This window comes from Mesorhizobium sp. M0293 (assembly GCF_040321735.1).
Lineage (GTDB): Bacteria > Pseudomonadota > Alphaproteobacteria > Rhizobiales > Rhizobiaceae > Mesorhizobium.
This window is the reverse complement of record NZ_JAMYSA010000037.1, coordinates 1-17,305: the sequence shown is the minus strand read 5'-3', so window position 1 is coordinate 17,305 and position 17,305 is coordinate 1. Positions and strand designations below refer to the sequence as shown.

17 protein-coding genes and 1 other RNA gene are annotated in these 17,305 nt (G+C 61.8%); 7 read left to right on the top strand and 11 right to left on the bottom strand.

Features of this window, described 5'->3' with window-relative positions; genetic code table 11:
- Positions 1-127 precede the first annotated feature (127 nt).
- The 8 genes from NKJ06_RS16005 to NKJ06_RS15970 form a co-directional block, all read right to left on the bottom strand.
- A complete protein-coding gene (locus tag NKJ06_RS16005) occupies positions 128-1,756 on the bottom strand; it encodes an ABC transporter ATP-binding protein (RefSeq protein WP_352629833.1) in 1,629 nt (542 codons plus the stop codon).
- Positions 1,753-2,253 (bottom strand): type II toxin-antitoxin system VapC family toxin, encoded by a 501-nt coding sequence (locus tag NKJ06_RS16000; RefSeq protein ID WP_352810194.1) that lies wholly within the window; start codon positions 2,251-2,253, stop codon positions 1,753-1,755. The genes NKJ06_RS16005 and NKJ06_RS16000 overlap by 4 nt, the downstream gene beginning before the upstream one ends.
- Positions 2,253-2,486, bottom strand: a complete 234-nt coding sequence (locus NKJ06_RS15995) for a hypothetical protein (RefSeq protein ID WP_352629830.1) — start codon at positions 2,484-2,486, stop codon at positions 2,253-2,255. Before NKJ06_RS15995 ends, NKJ06_RS16000 begins: the two co-directional genes overlap by 1 nt.
- A 157-nt stretch (positions 2,487-2,643) precedes the next feature.
- A complete protein-coding gene (locus NKJ06_RS15990; RefSeq protein ID WP_352629829.1) occupies positions 2,644-3,789 on the bottom strand; it encodes an ABC transporter permease in 1,146 nt (381 codons plus the stop codon).
- Positions 3,789-4,886 (bottom strand): microcin C ABC transporter permease YejB, encoded by a 1,098-nt coding sequence (locus NKJ06_RS15985; protein WP_352659480.1) that lies wholly within the window; start codon positions 4,884-4,886, stop codon positions 3,789-3,791. The genes NKJ06_RS15990 and NKJ06_RS15985 overlap by 1 nt, the downstream gene beginning before the upstream one ends.
- A gap of 30 nt (positions 4,887-4,916) precedes the next feature.
- Positions 4,917-6,785 (bottom strand): extracellular solute-binding protein, encoded by a 1,869-nt coding sequence (locus tag NKJ06_RS15980; RefSeq protein ID WP_352810193.1) that lies wholly within the window; start codon positions 6,783-6,785, stop codon positions 4,917-4,919.
- Entirely contained in the window at positions 6,785-8,662 is a 1,878-nt protein-coding gene (locus NKJ06_RS15975; protein WP_352810192.1) for an extracellular solute-binding protein, read from the bottom strand. Before NKJ06_RS15975 ends, NKJ06_RS15980 begins: the two co-directional genes overlap by 1 nt.
- Before the next feature lie 154 nt (positions 8,663-8,816).
- Positions 8,817-9,500 (bottom strand): c-type cytochrome, encoded by a 684-nt coding sequence (locus tag NKJ06_RS15970; RefSeq protein WP_352810191.1) that lies wholly within the window; start codon positions 9,498-9,500, stop codon positions 8,817-8,819.
- A gap of 192 nt (positions 9,501-9,692) precedes the next feature.
- On the opposite strand from NKJ06_RS15970, the gene NKJ06_RS15965 reads away from it, so the two are divergent.
- Both NKJ06_RS15965 and NKJ06_RS15960 read left to right on the top strand, forming a co-directional pair.
- Positions 9,693-10,421 carry a 3-deoxy-manno-octulosonate cytidylyltransferase gene (locus NKJ06_RS15965; RefSeq protein ID WP_352810190.1) on the top strand — a complete coding sequence of 243 codons (729 nt, stop codon included), beginning with the start codon at positions 9,693-9,695 and terminating at the stop codon, positions 10,419-10,421.
- 44 nt (positions 10,422-10,465) lie between these two features.
- Positions 10,466-11,329: a prephenate dehydratase gene (locus NKJ06_RS15960; protein ID WP_352810188.1), complete on the top strand. Its 864-nt coding sequence runs from the start codon at positions 10,466-10,468 to the stop codon at positions 11,327-11,329.
- Between the two features lies 1 nt (position 11,330).
- On the opposite strand, the gene NKJ06_RS15955 is transcribed toward NKJ06_RS15960, so the two are convergent.
- Genes NKJ06_RS15955 through NKJ06_RS15945 form a run of 3 tightly spaced genes read right to left on the bottom strand, consistent with a single transcriptional unit; the run spans position 11,331 to position 13,073 of the window.
- Positions 11,331-11,630: a Dabb family protein gene (locus tag NKJ06_RS15955; protein WP_352629817.1), complete on the bottom strand. Its 300-nt coding sequence runs from the start codon at positions 11,628-11,630 to the stop codon at positions 11,331-11,333.
- 37 nt (positions 11,631-11,667) lie between these two features.
- Positions 11,668-12,612, bottom strand: coding sequence for an NAD(+) diphosphatase (nudC, locus tag NKJ06_RS15950; RefSeq protein ID WP_352810187.1), 945 nt, complete (start codon positions 12,610-12,612; stop codon positions 11,668-11,670).
- A gap of 41 nt (positions 12,613-12,653) precedes the next feature.
- Complete coding sequence (locus tag NKJ06_RS15945; RefSeq protein ID WP_352659487.1) at positions 12,654-13,073, bottom strand: HIT family protein; 420 nt, start codon at positions 13,071-13,073, stop codon at positions 12,654-12,656.
- Between the two features lie 171 nt (positions 13,074-13,244).
- On the opposite strand from NKJ06_RS15945, the gene ffs reads away from it, so the two are divergent.
- From ffs to NKJ06_RS15920, 5 genes are all read left to right on the top strand, one after another.
- Positions 13,245-13,341: signal recognition particle sRNA small type (ffs, locus tag NKJ06_RS15940), an RNA gene on the top strand.
- A gap of 104 nt (positions 13,342-13,445) precedes the next feature.
- Positions 13,446-15,263: a DNA polymerase III subunit gamma/tau gene (locus tag NKJ06_RS15935; RefSeq protein WP_352810185.1), complete on the top strand. Its 1,818-nt coding sequence runs from the start codon at positions 13,446-13,448 to the stop codon at positions 15,261-15,263.
- A 30-nt stretch (positions 15,264-15,293) separates the two neighbouring features.
- The gene (locus tag NKJ06_RS15930; RefSeq protein WP_352810184.1) at positions 15,294-15,617 is read left to right on the top strand and encodes a YbaB/EbfC family nucleoid-associated protein; all 324 of its coding nucleotides are present in this window, start codon (positions 15,294-15,296) and stop codon (positions 15,615-15,617) included.
- Between the two features lie 18 nt (positions 15,618-15,635).
- Positions 15,636-16,283, top strand: a complete 648-nt coding sequence (locus NKJ06_RS15925; protein WP_352810183.1) for a hypothetical protein — start codon at positions 15,636-15,638, stop codon at positions 16,281-16,283.
- Positions 16,210-17,133: a cell wall hydrolase gene (locus NKJ06_RS15920; protein WP_352810182.1), complete on the top strand. Its 924-nt coding sequence runs from the start codon at positions 16,210-16,212 to the stop codon at positions 17,131-17,133. The genes NKJ06_RS15925 and NKJ06_RS15920 overlap by 74 nt, the downstream gene beginning before the upstream one ends.
- The last annotated feature ends 172 nt before the right edge of the window (positions 17,134-17,305 follow it).

The window sequence follows — 17,305 nt, the reverse complement described above, 5'->3', positions numbered from 1 at the left end:
GGTCTTTTAGTCCCTTTTTACGCCAGCGGTTCATAGTTTCACGGAAACGCCGAACCGCTCTCTCTGTTTGTTTTGGCGCAATTCCGGACAGAAAACCGTTTCACACTTTTCCTGGAATTGCTCTAAGTCACTCGCTGACGATGCCAACCGGCGCCGTCTCGATCTTGAAGGCGGCCGAGATCAGTGCCCGAGTATAGTCGGTTTGCGGATTTTCAAAAATCTGCTGGGAAGGACCGGCTTCGACGATCCTGCCATTGCGCATGACGATGACGTCGTTGGCGAGCGCGCGGATGACCTTCAAATCGTGGCTGATGAAGAGATAGGCCAGGTCGTGTTTGGCCTGCAGGCTGCGCAACAGGTCGACGACCTGCGCCTGCACGCTCATGTCGAGCGCCGATGTCGGCTCGTCCAGCATGACGAAGCGCGGATTGAGCACCATGGCGCGCGCGATGGCTACCCGCTGGCGCTGGCCGCCGGAAAACTCGTGCGGGTAGCGGTTGCGCGTCGCCGGATCGAGGCCGACTTCCTTCAGCACGGCGGCCACCTTGTCGTCGCGCTGGTCCGGCGACAGCTTCGGCTCGTGGATCTTCAGGCCTTCCTCGATGATCTCGGCGATCGACATGCGCGGGCTGAGCGAGCCGAACGGATCCTGGAAGACGATCTGCAATTCGCGCCTGAGCGGCCGCATGGCGTTAAAGGTCAGCTGGTTGATGTCGCGACCGTTGAACTGGATGGTCCCGGTCGACGAGATCATGCGTGCCAGCGCCAGGCCGAGCGTCGTCTTGCCCGAACCGGATTCGCCGACCACGCCCAGCGTCTGGCCGGCGCGCACGGTGACATCGATGCCGTCGACCGCCTTCACATTGTCGACGGTACGGCGGAAAAAGCCCTGCTTGATCGGGAACCAGACCTTTATGTCCTTGCCGGTCATGACAGGTTTGGCCGCGGCATTGGCGGCCGGCGGCTTGCCCTTCGGCTCGGCCGCCAGCAGATGCCTTGTATAGGCATGCTGCGGATTGGCGAAAATCTCCTTGGTCGGCCCGGTTTCGACGATCTTGCCCTTGGTCATCACGCAGACGCGGTCGGCAATCTTGCGCACAATGCCGAGGTCGTGGGTGATGAACAGCATCGACATGCCCTTGCGGCTCTTCAAGCCGGCCAGCAGTTCGAGGATCTGCGCCTGCACGGTGACGTCGAGCGCTGTCGTCGGCTCGTCGGCGATCAGCAATTCGGGCTCGTTGGCCAGCGCCATGGCGATCATGACGCGCTGGCGCTGGCCACCGGACAGCTGGTGCGGATAGGCGTCGAGCCGTTTTTGCGGATCGCGGATGCCGACCTCGTTGAGCAAGGCCAGCGTGCGCGCCTTGGCCGGGCGATCGGCCATGCCCTGATGCAGCTTCAGGATCTCGACGATCTGCTGCTCGATCGTGTGCAGCGGATTGAGCGAGGTCATCGGCTCCTGGAAGATCATCGTAATCTTGTTGCCTCGCACCTGCCGAAGCTGCTTCTCGCTCATCGCAAGCAGGTCCGCGCCCTGGAACAGGATCTTTCCCGAGGGGTGGCTGGCGCTGGGATAGGGCAACAGCTTCAGCACCGAGAGCGCCGAGACCGATTTGCCGGAGCCGGATTCGCCGACCAGCGCCACTGTCTCGCCCTTGGCGATGTCGAACGAGATATGGTCGACCGCCGTCGACGGCTGTCCGCCTTGCGCAAAGGCGACGCTGAGGTCGCGAACGGAGAGCAAGGAAGCAGTCATGTATCAATTTCCGCTATAACTTTATCAAGGGCAGAAATCTCCGGTCGTATGATCGAAATTTGCGCTGTCAATTGGGGAGGGACAAGCCGATTTGGTGCGATGGAATAGGCATCCTTCAATCTGGTATCGGCAGTCAGAAATTGCGTGCATCCGAAATGCATCGCCGTTGAAAGATGAATGGCATCCGGCAGTCTGAGAGAAATGAATTGCGAGCGAAGCTGTGCTGCGTGCCAGAGAACCTCGCGAGTTACCGTCCCAATCGAGACAAAAACGTTGCCAATCGAAACATTGTCATAGAGCTCGACAAGCGGCTCATTGCTCTTTTTCAGAGGGTCAACCATCAACTCCGCCAGCACGAGTTCGCTTGTCGCGAGGAAAGGCTGCTTTCTGCCCTCGTTCATTGAAATGAGCTGAAGCAGCTTTTTTGCCAGAGCATCGTTATTTTCGAAAGCATAGATGAAAATGTTCGTATCGACGTAAAGCCGGAAGGCGGCCATCAATCCTCCCACTCATCGCGGAGGGCACGAACACGCGCAACAGCCTCGTCGAGACTTGTTCCCGCCGCGTTGGCCTGCGCATTCCGCATAAGTTCAAGCAATTGTTTGCGGCCGAGAGGCTGTTTGGCTTCCTCTTCTATCGTCACCTTAACCGAGGCGCTCAAAGCTATACCCTCTCGCAGTTCATCCGGGAGTTTGGATGCGGGGTAGTGCTCAAGGATGACCTTATTCAAACCTCTGTCCTTCCGTTGGTTCGATATGAGGATCTGCCGATTCTGATCCGTCATTGACCATGGCCATCAGTCATCTCGGCAATTAATGCAGACGCTCATTTTCGTTCGAGCTGCCTCACTGAGAATATATCATGCCGAATGCCGATCCGCATCGTTGTCATCTGAACGTCTTGCGCGGATCGAAGGCATCGCGCGTCGCCTCGCCGACGAAGACCAGCAACGACAGCATCAGCGAGATGACGATGAAGCCGGAAATGCCGAGCCACGGCGCGTTGAGGTTGCGCTGCGCCTGCTTGAGCAGTTCGCCGAGCGAAGCGGAGCCGGGCGGCAGGCCAAAGCCGAGATAGTCGAGCGAGGTCAGCGTCGAGATCGAGCCTGAGAGCAGGAAGGGCATGAAGGTCAAAGTCGCCACCATGGCGTTGGGCAACAGGTGCCGGAACATGATGGTGCGGTTGGGCACGCCGAGCGCTCGTGCCGCGTTGACATATTCGAAGTTGCGGGCGCGCAGGAATTCGGCCCGCACCACGCCGACCAGCGCCACCCAGGAGAACAAGAGCATGAGGCCGAGCAGGATGAAGAAGCCCGGCGGCAGGATGGCGGCGACGATGAGCAGGAGATAGAGCACCGGGATCGCCGACCAGATTTCGATGAAACGCTGGAACAAGAGATCCGTCCAGCCGCCGAAATAGCCTTGCACGGCGCCGGCCGCGACGCCGATCAGTGCCGAGCCGGCAGTCAGGATCAGGCCGAACAGCACCGAAATGCGGAAGCCGTAGATGACGCGCGCCAGCACGTCGCGCGCCTGATCGTCGGTGCCGAGCCAGTTCCAGTTGCCGACGATGCAGGCCGGATCGGCCGCACCTTGCGGATACTGGTTGCAACGCGTCTTGGCGTCATATTGCCAGGATGGCTTGGCCGGTGCGGCCTCCGGAATGGCGTTGTTGACCGTCTGATAGGAGTAGCGCACCGGCGGCCAGATCATCCAGCCATTGGCGTTGATCTCGTCCTGGATGACCGGGTCGCGATAGTCGGTGACGGCATAGAAGCCGCCGAATTTTTCCTCGGGATAGGCGACCAGCACCGGAAACAGGATTTCGCCCTTGTAGGAGGCAATGATCGGCTTGTCGTTGGCGATGAATTCGGAAAACAGCGACAGCACGAACAGGACCAGGAAGATCCACAGCGACCAGTAGCCGCGCCGGTTGGCTTTGAAGTTCTGCAGGCGTCGCTTATTGAGCGGCGACAGAAACGGCCGGGCGATCCGCTCCGGTGCCGCTTCAGCAGGGACTGTGGCCTCTGACATCAGACGTCTCTCCGCTCGAAATCGATGCGCGGATCGACCCACGTGTAGAGCAGGTCGGACAGCAGTCCGACAAACAGCCCGAGCAGCGAGAAGATGTAGAGATTGGCGAACACCACGGGATAGTCGCGCTCGACCACCGACCTGAAGCCCAGCAGGCCGAGGCCATCGAGGGAAAAGATGTTCTCGATCAGCAGCGAGCCGGTGAAGAAGGCCGAGATGAAGGCGCCTGGAAAGCCGGCGATGACGATCAGCATGGCATTGCGGAAGACGTGGCCATAGAGCACCTGCCGTTCGGACAGGCCCTTGGCTCGCGCCGTCACCACATACTGCTTGCGGATTTCCTCGAGGAAGGAGTTCTTGGTCAACAGCGTGGTGGTGGCGAAGGCCGACAGCACTAGCGCCGTCAGCGGCAAGGTCATGTGCCAGAAATAATCGACGATCTTGCCCCACCAAGACAGCTGATCCCAATTATCCGAAGTGAGGCCGCGCAGCGGAAACCAGTCCCAGAAGGACCCGCCGGCAAACAGCACCATCAGCATGATGCCGAACAGGAAGCCCGGAATGGCATAGCCGACGATGACGACGCCGCTGGTCCAGACGTCGAACGGAGTGCCGTCCTTGACCGCCTTGCGGATGCCGAGTGGGATCGAGATCAGATAGGACAGAAGCGTGATCCACAGCCCGATCGAGATCGACACCGGCATTTTTTCCAGGATCAGGTCGAGTACCGAAATGTCGCGGAAATAGCTGTCGCCGAAATCGAACCTGATATAGTTCCACAGCATCATGCCGAACCGCTCGAGCGGCGGCTTGTCGAAGCCGAACTGCTTCTCCAGCTTCTTGATGAATTCCGGATCGAGGCCCTGCGCGCCGCGATATTTCGAACTGACATCGCCGGCGGCATCGAAGTTCGCGCCGCCGCCTGCGTCGCCACCGCCGCCGCCGAGGCGATCGCTGCCACCCTGATTGGTCAGCCTGGCGATCACCTGCTCGACCGGCCCGCCGGGGGCGAACTGGATGACGGCGAAGGATATCGCCATGATGCCGAACAGCGTCGGGATCATCAAAAGGATGCGGCGCAGGATATAAGCGCCCATCAGGCCTTTTGCCCTGCTTGAGCGAACATCTCAGCCTTTGCCAATTTTTGCCGCCTTGCCCTTATCGAACCACCACAGCGTCTCGGCCGGAAAGCCGAAATCGGGCTTCTGTTCGAGAAAGCCGAACATGTCCCAATAGGCGACGCGGTGATTCGCCAGATAGTATGTTGGAATCCAGTCCAGCCGCGCGCGCAAGACCCGGTCGAGCGCTCTGAGCGCGGTGACCAGTTCTGTACGGCTTTTCGCCTTGCCGGCCGCCACGATCAGCGCGTCGATGGCCTTGCTCTCCGTACCGGGATAGTTGCGCTGCCCCGGCGTTTTCGCCATCCGGGAATCATAGAGCATCTCCAGGCCGTCGTCAGTCGGCGTCGCCCCGATCGACCAGTGCAGCAGGGCAAGATCGAAGTCGTAATCACTGTGACGCTGTTCATACTGTGCCGAATCGATTTGCCGGATCGATGCGTCGATCCCGATCGCCTTCATATTCTCGGACCATGGGGTGTAGATGCGAACGATGCCGTCATCCTCCGCCAGCATTTCGACCCGCAGCCGCTCACCCTTGTCGTTGACGACGAAACTGCCCGCACGCTTCCAGCCGGCTTGCGCAAGCAATCTCGAAGCTTCGCCCAGCAGCTTGCGGTCATGGCCCGAACCGTCGGAGGCAGGCTGCGTCACCGCTTCGCCAAAGACCTCCGGCGGCAATTCGGCCCGAAACGGCTCCAGCAGGGCCAATTCGCCGGGCGAGGGCAGGCCTTCGGCCTTGTAATCCGACCGTTCGAAGTTCGATTGAGCGCGCTCGTAAGAGCCGTAAAACAGCGCCCGCTTCATCCATTCGAAATCGAAGCATCTGGCGATTGCCCGCCGCACGCGCTCATCGCGAAATTGCGGACGACGCTGGTTCAGCGCGACAGCCTGCATGTCTGGCGTCTTCTCGCCTGGAAATTCCCGTTTGAGAACCTTGCCCTCCTTCAGCGCCGGAAAGTCGTATCCGGTTGCCCACACCCGCGCGGTGAATTCCTCACGAAAATGCGTGTCGCCTTTCTTGAAGGCTTCGAATGCCGCTTGCCGATCAAGATAGAAGTCGATGCGGATACGGTCGAAATTGTAGAGCCCGCGGTTCACCGGGAGATCGCGGCCCCAATAGTCGGCTACGCGGTCATATTCGACAGTCTGCCCGGCTGACACGCGCCCGATCTTGTAGGGTCCCGAGCCAAGCGGCGGTGTCATCGTCGAGGCATCGAACTCATTGGCCGTGTAGAAGGCCTTGGAGACGATCGGCATTGCCACGACCACTAGTATATTTTGCGCCGACTGTTTGCCATTGAAGGTCAGGTCGAGAGTGGCGGGATCGACCGCAACCGCTTCCGTCATATACCGCAACGCCTGGGAAAGGTTCGGATGGCCCTTGTCTTTATAAAGCTTCAGCGCGAACGCAACGTCCTCGGCGATCAGCGGCGAACCGTCGTGGAAACGCGCTTGCGGTCGAAGCACGAAGCGGAAGCGGTTGCGGTCTTGTGACAGGGTAACGGACTCGGCGAGCAGGCCATAGACCGCATCCGGCTCATCGAGCGCGCTTGTCATCAGCGAATCGAAACAGAGTTCGGTGCGCGGCGGCGCGTCCCCCTTCAATACCAGCGAATTCAATGTGTTGAATGTCAGGAAGCTCTGATTGAGGGTCGAATTCGGCGGCGCGAAATTCATCTGGCCACCCTTTGGGGCATCCGGATTGACATAGTCGAAATGCGTGAAGTCAGGCTTGTATTTGAGGTCGCCGAAGGCCGACAGGCCATGCAGCTTGGTGCCGGTCGCAATTTCGGCGAAGGCTTTGCCGGGCAACAGGGTCGTGGCTGCGGCAGCGGTGCCCAGGGCGAGAAAATCACGGCGGGTCAGGACCGCCATCAATTGCTGCCCCTGTATTTGGCCGCCAGCGCCTTTTCCTTGTCGGGAATGATCCACCAGGAGTCGATATCGGCGCCGACATAGGCGGGCTGCTTGTCTGGAAAACCGAACTTGTTCCAGTAGGCCAGCCAGACCGCGGAACGGTAATATTGCGGCACGACGTAGAAGTTCCACAGCAGGATGCGGTCGAGCGCGTGCGTGGCGGCGACGAGGTCGTCGCGATCGGTGGCGAAGATGATGCGGTCGACCAGCGCGTCGACAATCGGATCCTTGATGCCCATCAGATTGCGCGAGCCGGGCGAGTCGGCGGCTTTCGAAGTCCAGAAATCGCGTTGCTCGTTTCCGGGCGATTCCGACTGCTGCAGAATCCCGGTGACGACATCGAAATCGAAATTGTTGACGCGGTTGATGTACTGCGTCTGGTCGATGATGCGCAAAGTGGCATCGACGCCGATCTTGCGCAAATTGGCGACGTAGGGGCTGGCGATCACCTGGTCGGTGTCGTTCCAGCCGAGGATCTCGAACTTGAACGGTGCCCCGGTCTTGGCATTGACCATCTTGCCGCCCTTGATCACCCAGCCCGCCTTGGCGAAAAGATCGACCGCTTGTTTCAGGTACTTCCGTTCCGCTTGAGGCGAATCGTAGACCGGCAGCTTGAATTCCTGGGTGAAAAGTTCGGGCGGCAGCTTGTCGCGGTATTTTTCCAGGATCTCCAGCTCCTTGCCTTGCGGCAATCCACTCGACGCCAGTTCGGTGCCCTGGAAATAGCTTGATGTGCGGGTGTTGAAGCCGAAGAACAGCGTGCGGTTCATGCTCTCGAAATCGAACGGGATGGTCAGCGCCTCACGCACCAGCCTGTCCTGGAACAGCGGCCGCCGCTGGTTGAGGGCGAAGCCTTGCATCGATTGCGGCGCCTTGGTCTGGAAGTCCTTTTTGACGACGTCGCCGGCTTGGAATGCCGGGAAATTGTAGGCCGTCGCCCATTTGCGGGAGCTGTATTCGCGGTTGATATCCTCTAGCCCGCCCTTGGTGAAGGCGAGCCAGGCAGCGTTGTCATCGAGGATATAGGTGTAGCGTCGCGTATCGAAATTCTCGCGGCCGATCTTCACCGGCAGCTTGGCCGCCCAGTAGTCCGGCACGCGCTGCCAGATGATTTCCGAGCCCGGCTTGAAGCTGGCGATCTTGTAGGCCGCCGACCCGAGCGGAATTTCCAGCGTCGGCTTGGTGACGTCACGCTTCTTCCCGTTGGCATCAGTGCCCTCCCACCAATGCTTTGGCAGCACAGCGAGATCACCGATGATCTTGGGCAGCTCGCGGTTGCCCTTCTGGTTGAAATGGAACTCGACCTCGCGGTCCGAAACCGCCACCGCATCGGTGACGTTGTCGAAATAGCGGCTGTATTGCGGGCTGTTGGCCTTGAGCACCTGGAACGACCAGATCACGTCGTCGACGGTGATCGGCTGGCCATCATGCCATTTGGCGCGCGGGTCGAGCCGATAGGTCGCCGAGGAGTAGTCGGCGGGATATTTGTAGGCATCGGCGATCAGCGGATGGCTGGTGCTGCCTTCGTCGGTCGCCTGCTCCATCAGCGTGTCGTAGAGCAAGCCGCCGCCGAACCCGACGAGGCCGGCGGCCGGTGATCCCTGTACTATGTATGGATTGAAGCTGTCGAATGTGCCGGGCACTACTGAATTCAGCGTGCCGCCCTTGGGCGCGTCCGGGTTGACGTAGTCGTAGTGCTGGAAATTGTCGCCGTATTTGGACTCGCCGATCAGCGATGAGGTGGTGCGCCATTCATCGGCATGGCTCGTCTGCAATCCGGCCGCCAGCAGGGCTGCCGCCAGCATCGACTTGAGAAGCGTTCTGCCAACCGTCATGCACTATCCCTTTGCAACGCCTTGATCGACAATCTAGACGATTTGGCGCCTGTGAAAACCGCCATGCGCGGCTTTGTCGCCGCCTATGCGGTTTTCCTAACGAAAAAGCCGGGCTGAACCCGGCTTTTTCAAGGTCGTCGAGATGGATATCCGGCTATTGAGCGGGCGCCGGTGCGGGGGCGGCCGGAGCCGGCGCGGCCGGTTTCGCGGGCGCTGCACCTTCAGCCGGCTTGGCCGGAACAGCTGCGTCGGCCGGCTTGGCGGGCGCGGTTGCGTCGGCGGCGGCACCTGGCGCCGGCAGCGGCTTGGGATTGTCGGACAGCGTGCGCAGATAGGCGATGACGTTGGCGCGGTCCTCGTCCTTGGGCAGGCCGGCGAAGCCCATGGCGGTGCCCTTCACGAATTTCTTCGGCGAGGTGATGAAGTGGTTGATGTTGTCGTAGGTCCACTTCTCGGCGCCGCCCTTGGAAAACTCCTTCATGCCGGCCGAATAGGCAAAGCCTTCATGCTCTGCGACGGGACGGTCGATGAGATCCCACAGATCGGGGCCGACCTTGTTGGGTCCGCCCTTTTCGCCGGAATGGCAGGCCTGGCATTTCTTGAAGACGGCAGCACCTTGCTCGACATTGGCGGTCGCCAGCAGGTCGGCGATCGGCTTGGCTTCGGCGGCAGGCGCGGCCGGGCCACCTTCGGCGGGCTCCGCAGCCTCGATGGCGAAACCGGGCTTTTCCGGCGCCGGCGAAGCAAACAGCGCATCGGACACAATGCCGACCGAGAAGACCACAAAAACGGTTCCGAGCAACCCGGCGAGCAGCTTGTTGACTTCGGTGGAATCCATACGCCCCTTGCTCCCTTTTCCGGCGGACCGAACCGTCCACTCCGTCCGTCGGTATCGCGACCCGCCCTGCCAGGGCGGCCAAATCGGGCGGAAACTAGGTCTTTTGCTGCGGCGTTGCAACACCTATAAGGGCGCTTCCAGTGAGACCTTTTGCCACTTTCCTTGTCCTCTTTGAGACGCCTCGCACCGCGCATGTCCACGCTGATCCAGATCCCGGCCCGCATGGCCTCGACCCGCCTGCCGGGCAAGCCGCTGGCCGACATCGCCGGCGCGCCGATGATCGTCCATGTCGCCCGCCGCGCGGCCGCGGCCGGCCGCGGCCGGGGGGTGGTGGCGACCGACACGCAAAGCGTGGCGGAAGCGGTGCGCGCGCATGGTTTCGAGGCCGTGATGACACGCATGGACCACGAATCCGGCTCCGACCGCATCCACGAGGCGCTGGTCGCGCTCGATCCCGAGCGCAAGGTCGAAACCATCGTCAATGTGCAGGGCGACCTGCCGACCATCGATCCCGAAATCATCGTCGCCTCGCTCAGGCCGTTCGAGGACGAGGCGGTGGACATCGCTACCCTCGGTGTCGAGATCGTCCGGGACGAGGAGAAGACCAATCCCAACGTCGTCAAGATCGTCGGTTCGCCGCTCTTCGGCACCAGGCTGAGGGCGCTCTATTTCACCCGTGCCACAGCGCCTTGGGGCGAGGGGCCGCTTTATCACCATGTCGGGCTCTATGCCTATCGTCGAGCCGCGCTCGAGCGTTTCGTCGCTCTGAAGCCGTCGCCGCTGGAGCGGCGCGAGCGGCTGGAACAGCTGCGGGCGCTGGAGGCCGGCATGCGCATCGACGCCGAAATCGTGCGCTCGCTGCCGCTTGGCGTCGACACGCCGGAAGACCTCGAACGCGCCAGAACCATTCTTGCAAACTGAGAAAATCCTTCGAAGCTGAGACCCCTTGAATCGAGAATTGGCCCATGCCTGAAAAGACCAACAGAATATCCTTCCAGGGCGAGCCGGGTGCCAATTCCGACACCGCCTCCCGCAACGTCTATCCATCGATGGAGCCGTTACCGTGCCCGACCTTCGAGGACGCGTTCAACGCGGTCGAGACCGGCAAGGCCGATCTCGCCATGATCCCGATCGAGAACACGATCGCCGGGCGCGTCGCCGATATCCACCATCTGTTGCCGGAATCGAAGCTGCACATCGTCGGCGAATATTTCCTGCCGATCCATTTCCAGCTGATGGTGCTGCCGGGCGTCAGGCGTGAAGAGATCAAGACGGTGCACAGCCACATTCACGCGCTTGGCCAGTGCCGCAAATACATCCGCAAGAACGGCTGGAAGGCGATCGTCGCCGGCGACACGGCCGGCGCCGCCAAGATGGTCTCCGAGGTCAAGGACCGCACCACGGCGGCGCTGTCGCCGGCGCTGGCCGCGACGCTCTATGGGCTCGACATCATCGAGCAAAATGTCGAGGACACCGACAGCAACGTCACCCGCTTTGTCGTCCTGACCAAGAACAAGCAATGGGCCGAGCGCCCGTCACCCGACGTCAAGATGATGACGACCTTCATCTTCCGCGTCCGCAACGTGCCCGCAGCGCTCTACAAGGCGATGGGCGGGTTTGCCACAAACGGCATCAACATGACCAAGCTGGAGAGCTACCAGCTTGGCGCCTTCACGGCGACGCTGTTTTACGCCGACATCGAGGGCCACCCCGACGATCCGCTGGTCAAGCTGGCACTGGACGAACTCCGCTTCTTCTCACGCGAAGTGCGGATCCTGGGCGTCTATCCGGCCAGCGAGTCGCGTGAACAGTGGAAGGTGGCTGATTAAATCACCAGCCCAGCGGCACGTAGTCGATTTCCATGAAGGTCTCGACCTCCGGCACCCAACGGTCGCGTACGAAGGCGACGTGGTCTGGGTGGTCGTTGTACCTGGTGTAGGCAGCCTGGTCGGCGAACTCCATCGAGAAGCCGAAGTGATAGTCGTTCTTGGGGCTGATCTGCCGCAACTGCTCGAAATGCGTGACGCCCCTGATCGCGGTCAGGATTTTCTTGGCGTCGACCAGGAACCTCTTTTCCTCCAGCGAATGCGGCGGATGCTTCAGCGTGAAAACGACGGTGTGACGGATCATGAGCTGCTCCTGCAATGTCTTTCAATAGTCGCGGCTATCATTCGCTGTCGACCCAGGCGCGGATGAGGTGATGCGCAATGGCGCCTTTCGGTGGCGTGACCAAATTGCCGGGATGCTCCCGGGTCAGCATCAAACGCACCTCGTCGCGGGCAAACCAGCGGCAGTCCTCCAGCTCGTTTAGGTCGGCCTGGATATCGTCGTTGAGCGGCTCGCCGAAGCAGCCGATCATCAGCGAATAGGGAAATGGCCAGGGCTGGCTGGCGTGGTAGACGACACGGCCAAGCCGGATCCCGGCCTCCTCCAGCGTCTCGCGGCGCACCGCCGCCTCGATCGTCTCGCCCGGCTCGATGAAGCCGGCAAGGGCGGAGTACATACCCGGCGCGAAATGCCGGCCTCGCCCGAGCAGGCATTTCTCCCGCGTCGCCGTCAGCATGATCGCCACCGGATCGGTGCGCGGAAAATGCTCGGTGCTGCAATTCGGGCAGTGGCGCTTGTAGCCGCCCGCCCGCATCTGCGATTCAGTGCCGCATTTGCTGCAGAAGCGATGGCTTGCGTGCCAGGCAAGCAGGGCCGCCCCTTGCGCCATCGCGCCGGCAGACGCCTCATCGATCAGCCCTTGCATATAGACCGAGCGATAGTCGATGGCCTTGATGGTTTCTGGCAATTGTTCGGCGTCGACGCCGGCCGGCACAGCCAGCACCGGTCCCTGTTCGGAAAACCCAAGCAGGACGCCTTGTGCCAGGGAAACCTCGAAGGGCTCGCTCTCGGCGGCGCCGAACCAGGGGTCGAGACCACTGCCATCCCCGAGCTTCAGATAGAGCCGGCCGCCATTCATCAGAAGCAGCCGCGTCGCCGGGTCGGCGAGCGCCTTGTCGACCGAATCGTCGGCGCGGTTTTCGGACTGCCGGTCGATGGTGTTGCCGGCAAAGCCGACGAACTGGCTCGGCTCGCGCAAAGGCGCGTCAAACAGGCGGAAGCTCATGGAGACTCTGGGGTACGTTGCGGGATGGACACGGGGGACGCTTATAGCGCCGCCTTGATCGTTTCGGCAAACCGCCGCAGGTCGGAACGTTGATAGGGTTCACGCAGGCCGTGTCCCCACACCGGGCCGGGCCAGCCCGGATCGCCTTCCGAACGCGCAATGATATGGATGTGCAACTGGCGCACGATGTTGCCGAGCGCGCCGGTGTTGATCTTGGTGCAGCCAGTCGCTTTCTTCAGCGCCTGTGCCACCATATTGGTCTCGAAGGTCAGCATCGCCTGGTCGAGCGGCGTCATGTCGTGGATTTCCTCCACGCCCGGCCGCTGCGGCACCAGGAGCAGCCATGGCCAGCGGCGGTCGTTCATCACGCGCAGTTCGCATAGCCCAAGCCACATCAACTGCTCGCTGTCCGCCTCCAGCCGGGAGTCCAGCGTGAATCCGGCCTTCAGGCCCGGCAACATCGGCGTTTCCCTTGCTTTTCTTGTTTTCCTCAAACGCAGGAACGCTAGAGCGGCGGCAAGAGAGCTGCAAGCGAATCATTGCGCCCTCACGGTTTGGTGCGCCAATCCCATATTCTTACGATTTATTCGGCGCACTTGCATTTCATCGCACAATTGCCGATATGGACAGCGGGAGGTTGGTGGTGGACGATCCACTCGCCAACCGGGTCAGGTCCGGAAGGAAGCAGCCCTAACGAGCCCGGAACGGGTCATTGTTCCAGCCTCCCACCTCATCGGCTCCTCTCGCGACATTGACGACGCATTGCAGCGCGGGCGAGACTATGCGCAGGAATCGGCCGCCTTCGGGCGCGGCCATTGGAGCTTTACGGGCGAATGAGCGAAGCCGGAAATTCGGGACCAAAAAGCCTGGAGAATGGCAAGGCGGCCGCCTATCGCGTGCTGGCGCGCAAGTACCGTCCTTCGAACTTCTCCGAACTGGTCGGCCAGGAGCCGACGGTGCGCACACTCACCAATGCCTTTGCCACCGGCCGCATCGCCCAGGCCTGGATGCTGACCGGCGTGCGCGGCGTCGGCAAGACCACGACGGCGCGGATACTCGCGCGAGCCCTGAACTATAAAACCGCTGATGTCGACCAGCCTTCCGTCGACCTTGCCGTGCTCGGCGAACATTGCCAGGCGATCATGGAAGGCCGTCATGTCGATGTCATCGAGATGGACGCCGCCTCGCACACCGGCATCGACGACATCAGGGACATCATCGAGCGTGTGCGCTACGCCCCGGTCTCGGCCCGCTACAAGGTCTACATCATCGACGAAGTGCACATGCTGTCGACGCAGGCCTTTAACGGCCTGTTGAAAACGCTGGAAGAGCCGCCGCCGCATGTCAAATTCATCTTCGCCACCACCGAAATCCGCAAGGTTCCGATCACCGTACTGTCGCGCTGTCAGCGCTTTGACCTGAGGCGCATCGACGCCGGCGCGCTGGTCGCGCATCTTTCCTCGATATCGGCCAAGGAAGGCATTTCGGTCGACGACGACGCGCTGGCGATGATCGCCCGCGCCGCCGAAGGCTCGGCCCGTGATTCTCTCTCCATCCTCGACCAGGCGATTGCCCACGGCGCCGGCTCCGTCAGCGCCGATGCGGTTCGCGCGATGCTGGGTCTCGCCGACCGCGCCCGCATCGTCGACCTGTTCGAACATGTCATGAAGGGCGATGTGGCGGCCGCCCTTGGCGAATTCCGCGCGCAGTACGATACCGGCGCCGATCCGGCAGCCGTGCTGACCGATCTTGCCGAGTTCAACCATCTCGTCACCAGGCTGCGTTTCGTGCCGACGGCCATCGAGGACGCGTCGCTCTCCGAGGACGAGCGGCATCGCGGCGCGGATTTCGCCAGGACGCTGTCGGTCAGGGTGCTGTCGCGGACATGGCAGATGCTGCTCAAGGGCATTCCCGAGGTCCAGTCCTCCAACCGGCCGGTGAGTGCCGCCGAAATGGTGCTGATCCGGTTGGCGCACGCCGCCGACCTGCCGACGCTGGATGAGGCGTTGAGATCGCTTGAGGGCGCAGCGCCGGTGCAAAATGGCGCGCCGCGCGCGAATGGTGCGCCCGCAAATTCCGGCAATGGCGGTGGCGCCAGCGCGGTGACGCAGACGCGCATGCCTGCCGGGTCGGGCGGCGCACAGACCATGCGGCTGGTCGAAGCCACGCCTGCCCCCGCCACTTTCGTCGCGCCGCCGGAGCCGGTCGTGGAGACGCAATCGGCGCCGCTGAAATCGCTGGCCGACATCATTGCCCTGGCCGACGCGCAGCGCGACATCGCCTTCAAGGTGCAGATCAAGAGCTATATCCGCCTTGTGCGCATCGAGCCCGGCCGTATCGACGTCGGCCTGACCAGCGACGCACCCAAGATGCTGCTCAACGACCTGACGACGAAGTTGCGCGCCTGGACCGGCCGCAGCTGGCTGGTCTCGCTGTCGAAGGAAGAGGGTGGCCAGACGCTTGCCGAAATGGAATCGGCCAAGCGCGAGACCGCCTTCCTCGATGCCAAGAGTGACCCGACGGTGGCCGCCATCCTGGCGCGCTTTCCCGGTGCCAAGATCATCGACGTGCGCATTCCAGACGCGCCGGAAGCCGAAACGACTGAGGCCGAAGTGCCGGTCGAGCCGCCGGCTGACGACGACGAAACCTGATCCAGCCACGAATCCGCAAAGGACCGGACCATGAAAGATCTTCTCGGCCTGATGGGCAAGGCGAAGGAAATGCAGGCCAAGTTCCAGGCCATGCAAGACGAGATCGCCACGCTGGAAGCATCCGGCCAGGCCGGCGGCGGCCTGGTCAACGTGACGCTGACCGGAAAATTCGAGATGAAGTCGCTGAAGATCGACCCGTCCCTGTTCAAGGAGGACGATGTCGAAATCCTGGAAGACCTGGTGCTCGCCGCTCACAATGACGCCAAGACCAAGGTCGAGCAGATCATGCAGGAAAAGACCAAGACGCTGACGGCCGGCCTGCCGATACCGCCGGGAATGAAACTGCCCTTTTAGCATTCGGCGCGCGCCCCCGTGATCGACATGACCGAAGAGCCCTCCGAAAGATTGATCGAGCAGCGTATCCGCAACAGGATCTACGAGATCCTGGAAATCCTGGCTGACTGCGACAACGGCGTCGATCTCGTCGGCATCAAAGGTTACTTCAATCTGTTCGAGGATTTCGTCCATCGCTCGTCGATCGAAGCCGGCACATCTGCGCTTTCGAAGGGCGAGCGCGCGATCGTGCTGGAGATCGCCGAATTCCTGGAGGCGGCCAGCGAGACAAATCCGGACTTCACCAAGGCCGAGTTCATCAAAAGACCAAGGCCGAGTTCATCAAAAGCGACTGGCCGGCAAGGATCGCGCCGACGGCCAGGGACGCGCGGACGCTGTTCCTTCGGCGCGGCCTGTTTTCGGAGAAGATCGAAGAGGCTGAACCTGGCCAGCCGGTCGCGATTGCAGCCGGGCGCTAGCCCGCATAAAGCCATGCAACTGTGCCAATTTGGCAACAGCGTCTCATTAATAACGTTTTGGCCATCTTTTTGCCCGAAAGTGTCTCATTCTTGCCGCAGCCTGGGGGCGGGCATGGAAGTGAGAGGGTTACCTGTTGATTGCCACGCGATGGAAGACGCCGCTGTTGCTCGGCGCCGTCATTTCACCCTTGTTTTTGGCTGCCTGTAGCCAGACCACTTCACACGGTATGTCCGTGGCCAGCCTGACCGACGCCATCACTCCGAGTTTCCTGAGCTCCCGGGCCTACAGCCATACGCCGAAGGACAAGGAATGCCTGGAGCGGGCGATGTTCTTTGAATCCAACCGCTCAAGCCGCGACGGCATGATCGCCGTCGGCACGGTGGTGATGAACCGGCTTCGCTCCGGCAACCACGGCAGCACCATCTGCGAGGTGGTGGGCGAGCGCGGGCAGTTTGCCCCCGGCGTCATGACAAGGCCGATGAATTCGCGAGCGATGCCCGATGTCGAGGAAGCCGCCGACGCGGTGCTCAAGGGCGAGCGCAAGACCAAGCTGAAGAACACGATGTTTTTCCACACCGCCGGGCTGCGCTTCCCTTACAAGAACATGCACTACACCATGGTTGCCGGCGGCAATGCCTTCTATGAGAAGCGCGGCCGCAACTGGCAGCCGCTGCCGGATGAGCCACAGGTAGCCATTGCCTCGGCGGCGCCCCAGAAGTCAGCCGCACCGGTGATGGTTGCTTCCGCCGAGCCGGTACCTCCGATCAAGCCGGCGACCGTTCGATCCGCTCCTGCCCAACAGACCTATGTGCCCGCAGCCGCTGCGCCGCCCGCGAAATCCGCGCGCGTCTCGGTGGAGCCGACGGTGGTGGCGATGCAGGAGCCGATGGAGGAACCGGATGCCGCACGTTTTGGCGGAACCTTGAACACAAGGGTCATCTCCTCGGTTCAAAGCGCACCGCAAGAGGCGTCGATGGGGTTCCAGTCGACGCCTGAGAACACCGACGCCATTGGCGCGATGATCGTCAGCCAGGGCCGGCCGCTCGAAACCAACTGATCCGCGCTCCATGGTCCGCCCAATGGTCCACCAAGCCAATATGGCGGTTGCTGCGGAAGTGGGATGTTCCAAAGCGCTCTGAAAATCCTGGAGCGGGGGGGGGGGGGGGGGGGGGCGGGGGGCCGCGGGCGTGGGGGGGGGGCGGGTGGGGGGGGGGGGGGGGGGGGGGTGG

Bases quoted from the DNA above. Each gene is read 5' to 3' on its own strand.
- NKJ06_RS16005 (WP_352629833.1), bottom strand. From the start codon at position 1,756: ATGACTGCTTCCTTGCTCTCCGTTCGCGACCTCAGCGTCGCCTTTGCG.
- NKJ06_RS16000 (WP_352810194.1), bottom strand. From the start codon at position 2,253: ATGGCCGCCTTCCGGCTTTACGTCGATACGAACATTTTCATCTATGCT.
- NKJ06_RS15990 (WP_352629829.1), bottom strand. From the start codon at position 3,789: ATGTCAGAGGCCACAGTCCCTGCTGAAGCGGCACCGGAGCGGATCGCC.
- NKJ06_RS15985 (WP_352659480.1), bottom strand. From the start codon at position 4,886: ATGGGCGCTTATATCCTGCGCCGCATCCTTTTGATGATCCCGACGCTG.
- NKJ06_RS15980 (WP_352810193.1), bottom strand. From the start codon at position 6,785: ATGGCGGTCCTGACCCGCCGTGATTTTCTCGCCCTGGGCACCGCTGCC.
- NKJ06_RS15975 (WP_352810192.1), bottom strand. From the start codon at position 8,662: ATGACGGTTGGCAGAACGCTTCTCAAGTCGATGCTGGCGGCAGCCCTG.
- NKJ06_RS15970 (WP_352810191.1), bottom strand. From the start codon at position 9,500: ATGGATTCCACCGAAGTCAACAAGCTGCTCGCCGGGTTGCTCGGAACC.
- NKJ06_RS15965 (WP_352810190.1), top strand. From the start codon at position 9,693: ATGTCCACGCTGATCCAGATCCCGGCCCGCATGGCCTCGACCCGCCTG.
- NKJ06_RS15960 (WP_352810188.1), top strand. From the start codon at position 10,466: ATGCCTGAAAAGACCAACAGAATATCCTTCCAGGGCGAGCCGGGTGCC.
- NKJ06_RS15955 (WP_352629817.1), bottom strand. From the start codon at position 11,630: ATGATCCGTCACACCGTCGTTTTCACGCTGAAGCATCCGCCGCATTCG.
- nudC (WP_352810187.1), bottom strand. From the start codon at position 12,612: ATGAGCTTCCGCCTGTTTGACGCGCCTTTGCGCGAGCCGAGCCAGTTC.
- NKJ06_RS15945 (WP_352659487.1), bottom strand. From the start codon at position 13,073: ATGTTGCCGGGCCTGAAGGCCGGATTCACGCTGGACTCCCGGCTGGAG.
- NKJ06_RS15935 (WP_352810185.1), top strand. From the start codon at position 13,446: ATGAGCGAAGCCGGAAATTCGGGACCAAAAAGCCTGGAGAATGGCAAG.
- NKJ06_RS15930 (WP_352810184.1), top strand. From the start codon at position 15,294: ATGAAAGATCTTCTCGGCCTGATGGGCAAGGCGAAGGAAATGCAGGCC.